Source organism: Arthrobacter sp. 10N410, assembly GCF_056394945.1.
The window spans coordinates 667,033-682,539 of sequence record NZ_JBFTIP010000002.1; the positions used below are offsets into that span (position 1 = coordinate 667,033).

Consider the following 15,507-nt stretch of genomic DNA (forward strand, 5'->3'; position numbering starts at 1 on the left):
ACACCATGGCTGTAACCACAACCCTTCCCGTAGCTGTCATCGGGGCCGGGCCGATCGGCCTCGCCGCGGCAGCCCACCTGCTCGAGCGAGGCCTCGAGCCGCTCATTCTTGAGGCCGGCCCGACCCCGGCCGCCGCCATCGAGCAGTGGCGCCACATCCGGCTGTTCTCGCCGTGGCAGTACAACACCGACGCCGCCGCCGTCCGCCTGCTCGCCGCTACCGGCTGGGAAGCTCCTGAGCCGACGGCGCTGCCCACCGGCGGCGACCTCATCGACCGGTACCTCACCCCGCTGGCTTCACTCCCGGCGATCGCGTCACGCCTGCACACCGGCGCCCACGTCGTCGCGGTAACCCGTCTGGGAATGGACAAGACCCACAGCCGGAACCGTGACACCACCCCCTTCGTGGTCCGGGTTGAACACGCCGACGGCGAAGTCCGCGACTACCGGGCCGCCGCTGTCATTGACGCCTCCGGCACCTGGTCCACCCGCAACCCGCTCGGAACCTCGGGATTGCCTGCCGTCGGCGAAGCCGCCGCTGCCGGCCACATCTCCTCTCCCCTGCCGGACGTGCTGGCACGCCACCGTGGGGCCTTTGCCGGCCGCACCGCCGTCGTGGTCGGCGCGGGACACTCCGCCGCCAACACCCTGATCAACCTCTCCGAGCTCGCAAGCGAGGAGCCCGGGACGAAGATCGTCTGGGCGATCCGCGGCGCTTCGGCAGCCAAGGTCTACGGCGGCGGCGACGCCGACGGTCTCGCCGCCCGCGGCCAGCTCGGCAGCCGGCTCCGCGCCCTGGTGGAGGACGGCACCGTTGAGCTGCACACCGGCTTTGGTATCGCCGGCCTCGCCGCCGACGACGCCGCCGTCACCCTGACCGCCGCCGACGGCCGCACCCTCGTCGCCGACGTCGTCGTTCCGGCCACCGGGTTCCGCCCGAACCTCGACATGCTCCGGGAACTCCGGCTGGAGCTGGACCCCGGCGTCGAGGCACCGCGGGAACTCGGCCCGCTGATCGACCCCGAGTTCCACTCCTGCGGCACCGTGGAACCGCACGGCGCCAAGATGCTGGCCCACCCGGAGCAAGATTTCTACATCGTGGGCATGAAGTCCTACGGCCGGGCGCCGACCTTCCTGCTGGCCACCGGCTACGAACAGGTCCGTTCCGTCGCGGCCGCCCTGGCCGGGGACCGTGAAGCCGCCGACACCGTCCAGCTCGAACTGCCGGAGACCGGGGTCTGCTCCTCGGACATCGGCACCAGTTGCGACGTCCCGGCCGCGGCAACGGGTTTCGTGGCGGAAACCTCCGGCGGCTGCTGCGGGGCGCCCGAGCCCGTACTCGTCGGGTTCCCCACCGGCCTGGCGCACGGCCGCTCCGGCGATAACTGACCACCCGACCGGGACCTCCCGTTGCCAACGCACGCTCCCACCCCGACCCTCGTCGCGGAGGGCGCACCGCGTGGCGGCCTCGCCGCACTGTGCATCACCCAGACGACCGGGTGGGGCGTGCTCTATTACGCGCTAATCGCCGCGGTCCGGCCCATCAGCGGGGACACCGGCTGGGATCCCGCCGCGGTCACGGGAGCCTTTTCCGCAGGACTGCTGGTCTCCGCGGTGGCCGGCATCTTTGTGGGCAGGATCCTTGACCGAACCGGACCGCGCGCGTTGATGGTTGGCGGGTCCCTGATTGGCACAGTGGCTATGCTTCTCGTGGCTGCGGCGCCGAGCCTGCCGGTGTTTCTTGCCGCGTGGCTGCTTGCCGGTACCGCGCAAGCCGCAGTGCTGTATCAGCCGGCATTCACGGTGATCAGCCGCTGGTACGGACCCGCACGCATCAGGCCCCTGACCGTCCTGACCCTCGTGGCCGGATTCGCGTCCACGATCTTCGCCCCTGCCACCGCCGCCCTGACCGCCCTATTCGGCTGGCGGGCCGCCTTTGTCATCCTCGCCGGGAGCATGGCGATCATCACGGTTCCGCTGCATGCCCGATTCCTCAACCACAGCTGGTCCCCGGCGGCCGCCAACACGAACGCCGGGGACCGCCGTGCGCTGGCGCGGGATGTCCGGCGAAGCCCGGAATTCCTCGGCCTGCAGGCCCTCATGGCCCTCCTGTGCCTCGGGCTCTACACCGTGACCCTGAACATCATCCCGCTGTTGCTGGAAAAGGGCGCCGACTACGCCACGGCCGCTCTGGGGCTTGGCCTGGTGGGCGGCGGGCAGGTGGCTGGCCGGCTGTTGTTCGCCGCCATCCCGGCCGGCGCCCGGCTGCCCGGCATCACCGGCACGGCGGCGGGTGCCATCCTCCTCCTGGCGGCGCTGCCCGGCCCGGTGCCGGTACTGATCGCGGCCGGGATGGTCGCCGGCGCGGTCCGCGGGTGCCAGACCCTGCTGCAGGCCACGATCGTGGGTGACCGCTGGGGCACCCGGAGCCTGGGCACGCTGCAGGGGATCTTCTCGGCCCCGCTGACAGCAGTTACCGCCATCGCTCCGGCGGCGGGACCCATACTGGCGGCCGGACTGGGCACGTACACGGGCATGACGTACGCCATGTCCGGTGCGGCCGGCACGGCAGCCGTCCTCGCCGCCGTCGTGAGCCAGCGCAAAGTCCGGCCGCACGCAATCAGCTGAGAAGCGTCGGGGTCCGGTCCCGCCTTCAGGCGCCATACTGAGGCCATGGGCCCGGAATCCCTCCGTACCGCGATCCGGGACCGCGGGCCCCTCGGAGGGCCGGGGAACTGAGGCAAGGGAGCGCAGACCATGGATCCGACGAAAGACGGGATCACAACCGGGTACCGCCACGCCATCCACGACCTCGCCGCCTGGCTGGGGAACGCCACGCCCGCGGAACTTCGCCGGAAGAGCGCCGGCACCCGGTGGACCAACGAGGAACTCCTGTTCCAAATGGTGTTCGGCTACATGGTCGTCCGTGCCCTGCTTCCCCTCGTCCGGGTGGTCAGCCGGCTCCCCAGGCCGGCAGGCACTGCCTTCGCCACAGCACTGAACGCCGCCACGGGACCCTTCGATGTGGTGAACTACTGGGGTTCGCGCGCCGCCGCCCTCGTCTACAACAGGCGCCGGATGGCCAGGAAACTTGAAAAACTGTCACCGCGCTGATACGGCAACTGGAACGTGAGAACCCTGCCTCGCTCGCCAGGACCATGCCGTTTCCGGACCGGTGGGACCCGTTCTTCAAGCCGGTCATGACCCTCAACGACATCTACGCCTACCCCACCCTTCACTTCGATTTCCACGCCAGGCAACTGAGCCTCCGCCCGCCGGACAGAGCAGGGAAGCGCTGACGGCGTGGGCCGACCCAACCCGTCCCGGCCCGAGGCGTGAGGCCACGATCCCCCGCATCGTGTGCGACGCTGGTTGCATGGACCTCGAGGTGTCGCCCGCGCTCACGATTCCCTCGTCCGAACTCCGCTGGCGGTTCTCGCGTTCCTCCGGGCCGGGAGGCCAGCACGTCAACACTTCGGACAGCCGCGTTGAACTCTCCTGGAACATCGCCGCCTCGGCAGCGCTCACGGACGACCAACGCGTGCTGCTGCTCGAACGGCTCGGACGACGGCGCCTCATCGGCGGGGTGGTGACCGTGACCGCATCGGAGCAACGGTCCCAGTTGCGCAATCGCGAGATCGCGCTGGCGAAGCTGTCCGAGCTCGTGGCTGCCGGCCTTGCCCCGGAAGCTGCTCCCCGCCGACCGACCAAACCCACGCGGGGCTCGAACCGCCGCCGCCTCGCCGCAAAGGAACAACGGGCAGCGACAAAACGCCAGCGAAGGCGGCCTTCGGCGGAGTAGCGCGGCAGGCCGTCCGCAGCCGGCGCCCCCTGTCGCCGCAGGCGGGCATTGGCTAAAATCAGGGTCCCCGGTCAATCGACCCGGGACCCCGGCGGTTCGGCCCGGCCGAAAGCCCGCCGGGCTGAGCAGAGAGGCCAGCCATGGACTTCGCCCCGGCCAATGAGCATCCTCTGGATCCCTTCCCTTATTACCAACGCATGCGGGAAGCAGCGCCCGTCTGTCACGACGAGCAGTCGGGCAGCTGGCATGTCTTCCGGTACGACGACGTGCAGCGGGTGCTCTCCGAACACGCCACGTTTTCCTCGCGGATGCGTGGCGACGATCCTTCCGAGGCAGGACACCTGTTCGAGTCCAGCCTCATCACCACCGACCCTCCCCGGCACCGGCAGTTGCGCTCCCTGGTGACGCAGGCGTTCACGCCGAAAGCCGTGGACGCGCTTGCACCCCGCATTACGCAGCTCACCACCGAACTCCTCGACGGGATCGCTTCACTCGGGACGGCGGACCTGATCCAGGCACTGGCGGTTCCGCTGCCGGTGATCGTGATCTCGGAACTGATGGGCGTGCCCGCCGAAGACCGTGACCGGTTCAAGCAGTGGTCCGACGTTATTGTCAGCCAAACGCGGACCGGCGCGATGAATGAGGACCACCGGGCCACCAATCTTGAGATGACGGCGTACTTCCTGGACCTGATCGAACAGCGTCGCAGCCGGCCCGGCAATGATTTGATCAGCAACCTGCTCTCCGCCGAGATCGACGGGCAGAAACTTAGCGTGGTCGAACTGCTGGGTTTCTGCAGTCTGCTGCTGGTCGCCGGCAATGAAACAACCACCAACCTGATCGGCAACGCCGTGCTCTGCTTCACTGAAGCGCCCGGCACCATCGATCGGCTGCTGCAGGAACCGGCGCTGCTCCCCCAGGCCATAGAAGAGGTACTCCGCTTTCGGTCGCCGGTGCAGTCCATGTACCGGATTGCTGTCGCCGACACCACCCTCGGCGAAGTTCAGATTCCGGCCGGCGCCCCGCTCGTGGCCTGGATCGGTTCCGCGAACCGCGACGAGCGGCAATTCCAGCGGGCGGCCGAATTCGACGTCGACCGGGGCCAGCTCCGGCATCTGGCGTTCGGCCACGGCGTTCACTTTTGTCTCGGCGCCCCGCTGGCCAGGTTGGAGGCAAGGATCGCGCTGGAGGGCATCCTGTCCCGGCTGCCCGGGCTGACGCTGGCCCCGGGAGCGAGCCTGGAACGGATGGACAGCAGCATCGTCTATGGGCTGAAGGCGCTGCCGGCCAGCTGGCAGTCAGCCTGAACGCAGGGGCGTGCAGTTCCGGGGTGCAAGGCCTAGCCTTTATCCCGGCTTTCGAACTCCTCGTCCATCTCGAAACCCCGGAACTCTGTCTCCGGGTTCGGCTCGCCCTCAGCCACCACCTCGTGGTCCAGTTGACGCTGGATTTGGCTGTCCAGTATCTGCAGTTCCTGGTCGGACACCTTGTCCAAGTGCTCCGGAAATGGTTCTTCCGGGGTCAAGTGAAGATCTTCTGCTGCCATGCCCACTCCACTTCTACGTCGAAATCCGGACCCGTTCCCTGGTAGGGGCGGCGGCGGATAGGGACAAGTATAGACGCGACCCGGCTCCGCTTGTCGCTCATGAGTACACCCCATCCACGCACTCGACATCTGCGCCGACCCCTGCTGGGCCGGAGCATACTGGGGGCATGAGTGAGCGTGACGACTTCCTTGCCTGGGTCAAGACCGCGCTGTACCAAGCGGAACTGGCGCTCCACAATGGCGACTCTGCTCCCCGCCGGGCGCTCTGGTCCCGCAACGAGCCTGTGAGCGTCCTAGGGGCATGGCGCAACGCGTTCGGGCAGCATCAACTGGATGAGCTGTTCGCGGGGCTCGCGGAGAGCTTTTCCGACTGCACGTCCTACGCCTTCGAACTTCAGGCGTATGACGTGGTGGGCGACATGGCCTACACCGCCGGTTTGGAACACACCTCTGCCTCCGTCGACGGTGAGCCGCGGACCTACACCCTGCGGGCCACCCAGGTGTACCGACGCGAAGATGGCGAGTGGAAAGTCGCGCATCGGCACGGCGACAACGTGAGCGGGGACTAACCCCGCCCTATCTAACCTGGGGATACGATCCCAGCTCGTACGGGTCGTCGTAGACGGACCAGCGGATCGGTGGCCTGAGATCGAGGTTGCCGGCCTCCAAAAGCCCGTTGTGAATGTCCTGGCGCCCGTGCTTCTGATAATCGCCCCAGGCTTTCAGGATCTTTACCCGGTCCTTGACCACGGCTGCGAGGTACATGGACTCGTCCCCGCCCTGGGCCGGAGGGCGTTCGGCCTTACGGGCTGCGGCCAGGATGCCGCCGAAAGACTCGTCGTCGTCCCCGGGACCATGGTTGACCGAGACGTCGTAGTAGATCGCAAGCCCCAGCGGCCCGACGCCGTCCCGGACGGCCTCTTCAAAGGCCGGCTGCCAGTACACCCGGTCCCGTTCCGCCTGCTGGGCCAACTGGAAGGCCGGGTCACTCGCGGCCCTCTTCCAGTCGGCCGTGAAGCCAGGATCAAGTAGTCGATGACTCAAGGCAGGGCGTTCCTTGTAGGGCGCTTCCATGATCTGCTCCAACTGCGGCAGGTAGCGCGCCAGCGGATTCCCCGGGGCGGCATTTTCGTAGGCACGGACCAGCTCGAGCATATCGCCGGTGCCACTGCACCAGCCCACCAGCCCACCGGTGTAGCCACGTCCGTCGTCGATGTCCTCGATGTATCCGAAGGAAGTGGTCCAGTCAGGAGTGGAGTTCTCGGCGGTGGAGGTGAGCTGGAGCGCTATCTCCTTGTACACCGGGTTGGCGATATCGGCCCGGGAATGGGTCTCGGTATTTCCCTGCTGGTCTTTTCGTCCCCAAAGTCGCTCAAACATCAGACCTCCCGAAGTTGTCTTGGCGCCGAGCCTAGCAGCCGGCCAGCCGGCGTAACAGGGCCTGTCCGGCCCTGTGCAACGTGGCCAAGACCCGCCTTTGCTGTTCCATTCGGGCGGCACGTGTTTTGGGTATCGTCCACGCCTTGCGGCGGTCCGCCGCGTTTGTAGACTGAACCGGGATCCACCTATTCGGTTGGCAGGGTACGGGAGTGAACATGGCTACTTTTCGGGAACTTCACCACGGCGCGGCGCCGCTCTTGCTGCCCAATGCGTGGGACGTCGGATCCGCGTTGGCCTTTGCGACAGCGGGATTCCCGGCCATCGGCACCACCAGCTTTGGCATTGCGGCAAGTGCCGGCCTCCCGGACGGAGGCGGGTCCAGCAAGGCGGCAACCTCCGCCCTGGCTGCCCAACTGTGCCGCCTGCCGGTCCACATCACGGCGGACATCGAGGACGGTTACTCCGACGACCCCGCCGAGGTTGCCGAATTCGTGGCTCAACTGGCGGCCCATGGCGTGGCCGGGGTCAACTTGGAGGACAGCACGGCCGGACACCTTGTCGATCCAGCAGCCTTTGCCGAGAAGGTTGCCGCCGTCAAACAACGCAGCCCGGCCGTGTTCATCAACGCCCGGGTAGACAACATCTGGTTCGGCGAAGAAGCCACAGTGGATGCCGTGCTGCTCCGTGCCGGTCTTTACGCCGACGCCGGGGCGGACGGGATCTTCGTGCCCGGGCTGGCGGTCCCGGAGGACATCCGGGCCGTCACCGCCGGCATTGCGCTGCCGGTCAACGTGCTGGCACATCCCTCGCTGACTGTTGCCGAGCTGGGTGAGCTGGGGGTCCGGCGGGTGAGTTCCGGCTCCCTGCCCTACCGCGCAGCGGTCGACGCGGCGGTCAACGTGGCCAGCGCCCTGCGCGATGGCAAGAAGCTCCCACCCGCTACCCCGTATTGGGAGATGCAATCGCGCCTGGTGTCATTTAGCCAACGCCTCACGGATTGAGGGCGAGGGGCAGCTGATTGCCGCCGTGGTTATCGCTCGGCGCGCGATCCGGGCTTCTGTCCGGTACCGGCGTAGTAAGCAGCAGCCATGTCCTGCTTGGAGCGGCCCTGGGACGCGACCCGTTCGAGGCGCGCGGCGGACGCCTCGACACCGTCGAGCCGAAGACCCTGTTCGCGGGCGGCGTCGATGATGAGGCGGGCGTCTTTCAGCGACGTATCGACCGCAAAAGACGCCGGTTCCAGCCGATCATCGCGAATGAGTCCGGCCTTGGTGCGCAGGAAGGGCAGATCGAGGCCGCCGCCGTCGATCAAGTTGAAGAATTGCTGCGGGTCCACCCCGAGCGCCTCGGCCAGGGCAAGGATCTCACCGGCGGCATTCGAGGCGGCGATGACCCAGCTGTTCACGACGAGCTTCAGCCGCGTTGCCGAGCCCGCGGCCGGGTCCTGACCAGTCCAGACCGTGCGCGCCCCGATGGCGTCCAGTACGGGTGCCACGCGCTCGCGCACAGCTTCCGGTCCCGCCGCGATCACCAGGAGCTGGCCGGCCTCGGCAGGCTCGCGGGTGCCGGAAACGGGCGCTTCGACCAAGTCGAGACCGGCCTCGTTGGCCAGGTCCGCAAGGGCTGCGACGTCGTGCACACCGACAGTCGTGGACTGCACCCAGGCGGTGCCCCGCCGGACTCCCGCGGCTGCCTGTCGGATCACGTCGGTCACGGCTGCAGCGTCAAAGAGCATGGTCACCACAACGTCCGCGCCGGCAACAGCCTGCGCCGGGGACACGGCGACCTGGGCTCCGGCGTCGGCGAGCGGGGCGGTCTTGGCCTGGTCGCGGTTCCACACGTGGACCTCGTGCCCGGCCCGCAGCAGGTTGCGGGCCATCGCTGCCCCCATGATGCCGGTGCCCAGCACCGCCACCGTGCGTTTCGTGTCCATCCTGTGGTCCTCTCGATCGTTGTACAAGCGGCCTTAGCGATCCGCGTCGGTGTAACGCCCCTGGCCGCCCCAAGCAGACATCCTACCGATCACGGTGTGGACGTCGGCGTAGCTGCCCGGGCGTCCCGCGGGCGCGGTCTTCCCTTTGGTCAGGACATCGACGTCGGTGTAACTGCCGGGCAACGGCTTGTTCGCCGACTCAGGGCGCTGAAGCGTGTTGGTGTCGGTGTAAGCGGCCTTCCTGGCCTGATCACGCAGGGGCTGGGGAACAGTTAAAGTACTCAAGAAAATCTCCTTTAGTTAGGCGGGCGTCCAAAGAAGCCACGCTCGATGACTGCCGCCTCCGGGCTTGACCGGAGCTCCGCGGCTAACACCCACTCTTCGCCGCCTCGCGATAGGTTTCAAAGAGGGATAGTGCATCGTCTAATAGGGGATGTTTATTACAGCTGGTCAGCAGGCTGATTCTCCAGGAATGTGAGATCGGCCGCACGGGCCACCGCGGTCAGCGCCCGGGCAAGGACGGTTTCCGGCTCGCGGGAGAGGGTGACAAGGCCTACTTCCGCCTGCCGCTCCGGCCCCACCAAACGGAGGGCGCGCACGCCACGCGGGAGTTCAAACACGTGCAACCACGCCGCCGGGACAATCGTTGACCACTGCCCGGCCTTCATCTGGGCCAGCAGCAAAGCGACCGAGTCCGTTTCAAGCCGCGGCGCGGCAGTCAGGCCCACGTCCCGGAGAGCATCATCCACCTGCCGGCGTCCCTGCATCGACCGGTCCAACAGGCACAGGGGCAGTCCTGCCGCGTCGGACCAGCCGACCGTGCTGCCCCCGAAGGCTCCCCGCTCGTCCGCTGTGAGCAGCACGTGCTTTTCGAAGTACAACCTGGTCACCCGGAAGCCATCCGGTACCGGGCCGCCTACGTAGGCGATCCCGGCGTCGATCTCAAAATCTGCCAGCAGCCGCAGGACGTCCTCGGACCTGAGATCGGACGCGACATGCACATTGGCCAAAGGATGCGCCGCGCAGAAGGCGGCGGTCAGCACGGACACGGCTGGTGACGCGGTCGGAATCGCGCCAATCCGCAGCTGCCCGGTCACGCCGGACCGCATGGCACTGATCTGTTCGGTCAGAGCCTTACGGTCCGCCAGAATGCGTCGCGCCCACACCACGATCTGTTCACCCTCGGCCGTCAGCCCCTCGAACCTATTGCCCCGACGGATCAGCGGAACGTCCAACTCAACTTCAAGTTTCCTAATCCCCTCCGACAAGGCCGGTTGGGAAACCGAGCAACTCTCGGCCGCCCGTGCGAAATGCCGCTCCCGGGCCAAGGCGACCATGTATTCAAGTTGGCTGAAGATCATAGCCTCCGGTCTACCGCACGAAGACACCGAATTCACCACCCCGGCTTCTGGAACCTCTGGTTTTCGCGTATATCGGAATGTATCGTTGAGTATCGTTCGCGATCCACTAAGGAGACCAGCATGCGTAATTCATACCCGGCCGGCGGATTTGGCACGCCAAACATCGACGGCATGTGGCAGGCGGTTGAGGAACTGCGTTCAAGGTTTGAGAAGCGCTCGGGCACCCGCGCGGGACGCGGCGAGGTCCGGTCCGCGGTGCTGGCCCTGCTCGCCGAACGGCCGATGCACGGCTATCAGATCATCCGCGAAATCGAGGAGCGCAGCAGCGGCAGCTGGAAGCCGAGTGCCGGCTCCGTCTACCCCACGCTGCAGCTGCTGTCCGACGAGGGGCTCATCCGCGCCGAGGAGTCCAACGGCCGCAAGATCTACTCGCTGACCGAGGCAGGCCGGGAGGTCGTAGCGGGTGCGGATCCGTCGGAGCCCTGGGAGTCGTCGGGGCCGGCCGCCGGCCCCGGATTCGCGGCACTGCCCAAGGCCGGCGTCGAGCTGGCGCAGGCCGCAGCCCAGGTCGGTCGCACCGGTTCCCCGGAGCAAGTGAAGCAGGCCGTTTCGGTGCTCGACGAGGCACGTCGCCGGCTGTATTCGATCCTCGCCCAGGACTGACGCGGGTGACGTCGGTTCGTCGGACGCGGGCAGATCCGGCACCCGGCTTCGGGGACACCCGCGCCCGTTACCGTCGCATCCTGCGCTTCGCGGCGTGGCAGCTCGCGGTGACCTGGTGGTTTGAGTTGTTTCTCCCCCGCCTCGGGCTGGGCAGAATTGCCGAGCGCACCAGGGCGAGGAGGATGCAGCGTTTCGCGCAGCACTTCCACGTGCTCGCGGTGGAGCTGGGCGGCCTGATGATCAAGGTCGGTCAGTTCCTCTCATCCAGGCTCGACGTGCTTCCGCCCGAGATCACCCGGGAACTCGAAGGACTTCAGGATGAGGTGCCTCCCGTGCCGTTCTCCGCAATCCGTTTACTGGCCGAGGCGGAGCTGGGCGCGCCGCTGGACCAGGTTTTCGCCTCAGTCGAGGAGACGCCGATTGCCGCGGCGTCCCTCGGGCAGGCGCACCGTGCACAACTCCTTCCCTCCCATGGCGCCGACGCCGGTCTCAAAACCGTCGTGTTGAAGGTGCAGCGCCCGGGTATCGATGCGATTGTCGACGTCGACCTGGCGGCACTGCGCAAAGTGGGCGGCTGGCTCAGCCGCGTGCGACTCGTGTCCGATCGTGCGGACATGCCGGCCCTGGTCGAGGAGTTTGCGCAGATTAGTCTCGAGGAAATCGACTACCTGCACGAGGCAGCGAATGCAGAGCGCTTTGCGGCTGATTTCGCCGACGACGACCGCGTAGGGGTGCCCGATGTTGCGTGGGAGTGGAGCACCCGCCGCGTGCTCGTGCTGGAAGATGTCGCGGCGATCAAGATCACTGACGCGGACGCACTTTTGGCGGCGGGCATCGATCCGGCGCAGGTTGCCCCGATTTTTGCCTCGGTCATGTTCGACCAGCTGTTCACCCGCGGGTTCTTCCATGCCGATCCGCACCCCGGCAACATCTTTGTCACCCCGGTTGCCGATTCAGCTGCTCCCTCTGCAGGGCGCCCGTGGAAGCTGACGTTCATCGACTTCGGCATGATGGGCGAGGTTCCGCCCAGCACTCGGAGCGGCCTGCGGAAGCTTCTGATCGCGGCCGCCTCGCGTGACGGCAAGGGCCTGGTGGGCGCGATCAGCGACGTGGGTGTGCTGGTGCCTTCGGCCGACAAGGCCGAGCTCGAACGGGCGATGACGCACCTCTTCGCCCGGTTTGGCGGGATGGGCTTCGCCGAGCTTCGCGAGGTTGACCAGCGGGTGTTCCTTGATTTTGCGGTGGAATTCCGCGATCTGGTTCGCTCGCTGCCGTTCCAGTTGCCGGAGAATTTCCTGCTCATCATCCGGGCGATGTCACTGACCTCGGGCGTGTGCAGCTCGCTGGACGCCCGGTTCAATCTCTGGGACGCGGTCGAGCCCTATGCGGCGCAGCTGCTCCGCGACGAGCGGGGCAACATCGTCCAGGATGTGGCCCAGCAGGCGCTCGACGCCGCCGGGGTCGCCCTGCGTCTGCCGAAACGCCTCGACGGGCTCATCAGCCTAATCGAGGACGGTTCGCTATCAGTGGCCAATCCGCGCCTCGAACGGCAGCTGGCCCGGCTGGACCGCACGGCGCAGCGAGCTGCATCGGCGCTGATCTTCGGTGCCCTGCTCATTGCAGGTGCCGTGGTCCGGGCGGACGACGCGGTGCTCGGCAACGTTTTGATGATTGCGTCGGCAGTTCCGCTGCTCCACGGGTTGTGGACGGGGCGCCGCGGCCTCTAAGTACAGTGCCACGGGCAATGATCGCCCTTTCTCGGGCACACCCGTCCGCATCAGCCGGGCCAGGCGGGCCCGGTTCCCGCACTCGGCACCGTCAGCCGTTGCCCTTGGAGGTCACTCCGCGGCGGCTTGTTCCTGGCCGCCCAGATCGCTAATCGAACTCCGCTCCCCTGCCGAAGCCGAACGGAGGAACAGCTCACGGGAGGCGACTTCAATGCCCAAGGCAGTCGCGGCAATATCCTCCAGGGCATCCTGAATCCACATCACGGCCGTCTCGTTAGCCCTTTCCCCGACTTCGGCGTGGGGTTGGTTCGCCCGAAGCGCGGAGTATCGGGCTACTTTCTCCTTGAGCACCCGGGTGAGGTCTTCGATCTCAGCCAGCAGTTGTTCCCGCGAAGTCAGTGGATCACTGGCCCAGGGGCCTCCACTCGCGGACGACGTCAGCGCGTTAAGGCCCGCTTCCCGCTCCTCCCACAAAGAACTGGCACGCTCAACGGCCGACAGCTTCTGAGGAGTCGGGGCCGGCGGCTCCCAGACTTCTTCTACGTCGATCCCTAGGGCGAGCTGTTGATCGTCGTCTTCCGGGCCCCCGGGGTACAGACCTTCTGTGATGGTCAAGGAACGGTGGAATGGATGTACTGATCCAGGCCTATAGTTGGGGTTGCCTGACATGAGGGGGACTCCTCCGAATTAGCATGCCGAATGATGGCGCTACCGGGGTCCGGGGCAACAGCACTACTTTATCGGAATTTCAGTCCAGCCGGTAGGGTGCCCACGCAAGGATCACGTAGCTGTGACAACAGACGGCCGGGCCGCGCCGCCCACCGGCACTCGGTCCCGCGGGCATAAACTAAAACAAACAACTACGGGGTTCTTCCGCAATTGATGGCACTAAGACCGGACCGAGGAGGCGCGACCCATGTGCACTAATTTTGGCTCGGCAATGGCGCCGCTGCTGCCTCCTCCGGCCGAAAGCTTTGCCGTTGGGGACACGACAGATCCGGTCGTCCGGCATGGGTGACGGACCTGATCCCATGGCAGCGGGACTTGACGCCGGCTTGTGCAGGGGGTTCCTCACGTCATTGCCCATTTCCGGGGCCGCGGTCTCAGTGTTCGCCGGACTGGCACCGGAAACCATGGTGTGCGCCAGCAACGCAGTCTCCGCGAGGGTCGAAGAGCTGCAGTTCGACCTTGGGGAAGGCCCGCGCTGGGAAGCCCTGCGGACCCGCAACCCCGTGCTTGTGCCGGACGTGCGCAGGGGCCCGCATACCGCCTGGCCTGTCTTTGCAAAGTCCCTGTTGGAACTGGATGTTGCGGCCCTGTTCGTTTTCCCCCTCGCACTCGGCGCCATGGACATCGGCGTTGTGGAGCTTTACAGTTCAGAGCCGGGCCCGCTGAGCCCGGCAGGGCATTCCACGGCTCTGCAACTCGCCGACGCCGCAACGTGGCGGCTACTGCGCCAGCTCCTGACCCTTGCGCCAGAAAGCGGCGCCGATGACCCGCCGGATGGCTCTCCCCTCTCCCGCCGCGAGGTCCATCAGGCCACGGGGATGATTCTGGCGCAGGCGGGGACGACAGCACGGGACGCCCTCCTCCTGATGCGGGCGCATGCCTTCGCCAGTGGGCGTACGGTGCGGGAGGTTGCCCGGGACGTGGTCAACAGGACCCTGGACTTCACGCCGGAGGGCACCTGACATGGGCGCATACAGTAGAATTCCGATATGGCGATGATGAGCCGCGCTGGCCGCGTAAGTGCCGCTTTCGTCAAGATTGCGGACACACTTGTGGCGGACTACGACGTCTTCGATCTGCTCCACACCCTCGTTGATGAGTCGGTCGGCATCCTCGACGCCGCCGCTGCGGGGTTGGTGCTGGTCGATCCAGCCGGCGATCTCCAGGTCATGGCTTCGACGAGCGAGGAAAGCCAACTCGTGGAAGTCCTGCAGCTTGAGGCAGGTACTGGCCCGTGCGTTGACTGCTACCGGACCGGAGCCGTCGTAGCAATCGACGATATCGCGACGCAGGGTGACCGCTGGCCGCTGTTCCAGTCCTCCGCTTTGTCCCAGGGGTTCCGGTCCCTGCATGCCGTCCCGATGCGGCTGCGGAACCGCACTATCGGCGCCCTGAACCTCTTCGGCCACGAGGCCGGTCCGCTTCCCGCCGACGACGCCGCCATTGCCCAAGCCTTCGCTGACGTGGCAGCCATCACCCTGCTGCAGGAACGTGCCGCGAGGGAAACCACCCTGATCAACGAACAGTTGCAGCGCGCGCTGAACAGCCGCATCCTGATCGAGCAAGCCAAGGGCGTCATCGCCCACACCTCAAATGTCGATATGAACGCGGCGTTCGCACTCTTGCGCGGGTATGCCCGTGCCCACAACCAGACGCTCTACGAAACTGCGGACAAGATCATCAATCGAAAAGTCACCCTCTAACCACCGGCATCTTTGGGCCCAGGGCCCCGGTAGCTGATCCAGCCGCCATACGGGCCAACCGGGAGCTCCGCCGCGTACGGCGTCCCAGGGTGAAGGTGGCACCATGGAACCATGACTCCCGTTCACGGTTTTTCCGGCTTCTTCCGGCGTCCCCAGCCCATCAAACCCCAGGACGGCGAGGAATCGGTGTGGGATTACCCGCGGCCGCCACGGGTCGAGCCGCGATCGGAACGGGTCATCGTTCGTCTTGGGGGCCAGGTCATTGCCGATACCACCGATGCAGTGCGCGTCCTGGAGACGAGTCATCCGCCTGTCTACTACTTGCCATTGAACTCCTTCCCTGCCGGGGTACTCGTCCCGGTAGAAGGCACCAGCTTTTGCGAGTTCAAGGGCGAAGCGCACTACTTCGATGTCGTCGCCGGCGGCGTCGTCGTTCGCCGTGGCGGGTGGACCTATCCGGAACCCACCCCGGGGTTCGAGGCGCTCGCCACCCGGGTGGCCCTCTACCCGGCTCAGATGGACTCCTGCGAGGTCGACGGCGAACAGGTGACCTCCCAGGACGGCGACTTCTACGGAGGGTGGATCACCAAGCAGATCGTTGGCCCGTTCAAGGGTGGCCCGGGCACCGCCGGATGGTGAGGACACCGCCGTCGGGCTGACAGGA

At 66.7% G+C, this 15,507-nt stretch carries 19 protein-coding genes; 13 read left to right on the plus strand and 6 right to left on the minus strand.

All coding sequences use genetic code 11. From position 1 onward, the window contains the following. Window positions 1-5: 5 nt before the first annotated feature. The 6 genes from AC1DB8_RS07520 to AC1DB8_RS07545 all read left to right on the plus strand — a co-directional run bounded on the left by AC1DB8_RS07520 (window position 6) and on the right by AC1DB8_RS07545 (window position 5,108). A complete protein-coding gene (locus AC1DB8_RS07520; protein WP_441418602.1) occupies window positions 6-1,388 on the plus strand; it encodes an FAD-dependent oxidoreductase in 1,383 nt (460 codons plus the stop codon). Window positions 1,389-1,409: 21 nt separating this feature from the next. Then, window positions 1,410-2,627, plus strand: a complete 1,218-nt coding sequence (locus AC1DB8_RS07525; RefSeq protein WP_441418601.1) for an MFS transporter — start codon at window positions 1,410-1,412, stop codon at window positions 2,625-2,627. 129 nt (window positions 2,628-2,756) lie between these two features. Continuing rightward, entirely contained in the window at window positions 2,757-3,113 is a 357-nt protein-coding gene (locus AC1DB8_RS07530; protein ID WP_476892624.1) for a hypothetical protein, read from the plus strand. Between the two features lie 44 nt (window positions 3,114-3,157). After that, window positions 3,158-3,298 (plus strand): hypothetical protein, encoded by a 141-nt coding sequence (locus AC1DB8_RS07535; protein WP_476892625.1) that lies wholly within the window; start codon window positions 3,158-3,160, stop codon window positions 3,296-3,298. Between the two features lie 77 nt (window positions 3,299-3,375). Next, window positions 3,376-3,801, plus strand: a complete 426-nt coding sequence (gene arfB / locus AC1DB8_RS07540) for an alternative ribosome rescue aminoacyl-tRNA hydrolase ArfB (protein WP_476892626.1) — start codon at window positions 3,376-3,378, stop codon at window positions 3,799-3,801. A 197-nt stretch (window positions 3,802-3,998) separates the two neighbouring features. Beyond that, window positions 3,999-5,108: a cytochrome P450 gene (locus AC1DB8_RS07545; RefSeq protein WP_476892627.1), complete on the plus strand. Its 1,110-nt coding sequence runs from the start codon at window positions 3,999-4,001 to the stop codon at window positions 5,106-5,108. A 32-nt stretch (window positions 5,109-5,140) separates the two neighbouring features. On the opposite strand, the gene AC1DB8_RS07550 is transcribed toward AC1DB8_RS07545, so the two are convergent. Beyond that, entirely contained in the window at window positions 5,141-5,347 is a 207-nt protein-coding gene (locus AC1DB8_RS07550) for a hypothetical protein (RefSeq protein WP_441418597.1), read from the minus strand. A 167-nt stretch (window positions 5,348-5,514) separates the two neighbouring features. Between AC1DB8_RS07550 and AC1DB8_RS07555 the strand changes: the two genes are divergently transcribed. Next, complete coding sequence (locus tag AC1DB8_RS07555; protein ID WP_476892628.1) at window positions 5,515-5,916, plus strand: nuclear transport factor 2 family protein; 402 nt, start codon at window positions 5,515-5,517, stop codon at window positions 5,914-5,916. Between the two features lie 7 nt (window positions 5,917-5,923). On the opposite strand, the gene AC1DB8_RS07560 is transcribed toward AC1DB8_RS07555, so the two are convergent. Then, entirely contained in the window at window positions 5,924-6,727 is an 804-nt protein-coding gene (locus tag AC1DB8_RS07560; RefSeq protein ID WP_476892629.1) for a chitosanase, read from the minus strand. Between the two features lie 215 nt (window positions 6,728-6,942). Between AC1DB8_RS07560 and AC1DB8_RS07565 the strand changes: the two genes are divergently transcribed. Further along, window positions 6,943-7,728 carry an isocitrate lyase/PEP mutase family protein gene (locus tag AC1DB8_RS07565; RefSeq protein ID WP_476892630.1) on the plus strand — a complete coding sequence of 262 codons (786 nt, stop codon included), beginning with the start codon at window positions 6,943-6,945 and terminating at the stop codon, window positions 7,726-7,728. A 29-nt stretch (window positions 7,729-7,757) separates the two neighbouring features. Here the strand turns inward: AC1DB8_RS07565 and AC1DB8_RS07570 are convergent, their stop codons facing one another. The 3 genes from AC1DB8_RS07570 to AC1DB8_RS07580 form a co-directional block, all read right to left on the minus strand. Next, entirely contained in the window at window positions 7,758-8,660 is a 903-nt protein-coding gene (locus AC1DB8_RS07570; RefSeq protein ID WP_476892631.1) for an NAD(P)-dependent oxidoreductase, read from the minus strand. A 33-nt stretch (window positions 8,661-8,693) separates the two neighbouring features. Then, a complete protein-coding gene (locus AC1DB8_RS07575) occupies window positions 8,694-8,945 on the minus strand; it encodes a hypothetical protein (RefSeq protein ID WP_476892632.1) in 252 nt (83 codons plus the stop codon). Between the two features lie 155 nt (window positions 8,946-9,100). Beyond that, window positions 9,101-10,021: a LysR family transcriptional regulator gene (locus AC1DB8_RS07580; protein ID WP_476892633.1), complete on the minus strand. Its 921-nt coding sequence runs from the start codon at window positions 10,019-10,021 to the stop codon at window positions 9,101-9,103. A gap of 120 nt (window positions 10,022-10,141) precedes the next feature. On the opposite strand from AC1DB8_RS07580, the gene AC1DB8_RS07585 reads away from it, so the two are divergent. Together AC1DB8_RS07585 and AC1DB8_RS07590 are read left to right on the plus strand one after the other, a co-directional pair. After that, entirely contained in the window at window positions 10,142-10,684 is a 543-nt protein-coding gene (locus tag AC1DB8_RS07585; protein ID WP_476892634.1) for a PadR family transcriptional regulator, read from the plus strand. Between the two features lie 5 nt (window positions 10,685-10,689). Further along, window positions 10,690-12,411, plus strand: coding sequence for an ABC1 kinase family protein (locus AC1DB8_RS07590; RefSeq protein ID WP_476892635.1), 1,722 nt, complete (start codon window positions 10,690-10,692; stop codon window positions 12,409-12,411). Window positions 12,412-12,522: 111 nt separating this feature from the next. Here AC1DB8_RS07590 and AC1DB8_RS07595 read toward each other — a convergent pair whose 3' ends face one another. Continuing rightward, window positions 12,523-13,026 carry a hypothetical protein gene (locus AC1DB8_RS07595; protein ID WP_476892636.1) on the minus strand — a complete coding sequence of 168 codons (504 nt, stop codon included), beginning with the start codon at window positions 13,024-13,026 and terminating at the stop codon, window positions 12,523-12,525. A gap of 464 nt (window positions 13,027-13,490) precedes the next feature. On the opposite strand from AC1DB8_RS07595, the gene AC1DB8_RS07600 reads away from it, so the two are divergent. The 3 genes from AC1DB8_RS07600 to AC1DB8_RS07610 all read left to right on the plus strand — a co-directional run bounded on the left by AC1DB8_RS07600 (window position 13,491) and on the right by AC1DB8_RS07610 (window position 15,482). Then, window positions 13,491-14,102, plus strand: a complete 612-nt coding sequence (locus tag AC1DB8_RS07600; RefSeq protein ID WP_476892637.1) for a GAF and ANTAR domain-containing protein — start codon at window positions 13,491-13,493, stop codon at window positions 14,100-14,102. 27 nt (window positions 14,103-14,129) lie between these two features. After that, window positions 14,130-14,843, plus strand: coding sequence for a GAF and ANTAR domain-containing protein (locus AC1DB8_RS07605; RefSeq protein ID WP_476892638.1), 714 nt, complete (start codon window positions 14,130-14,132; stop codon window positions 14,841-14,843). 111 nt (window positions 14,844-14,954) lie between these two features. Next, a complete protein-coding gene (locus AC1DB8_RS07610; protein ID WP_441418585.1) occupies window positions 14,955-15,482 on the plus strand; it encodes a DUF427 domain-containing protein in 528 nt (175 codons plus the stop codon). Window positions 15,483-15,507 lie beyond the last annotated feature (25 nt).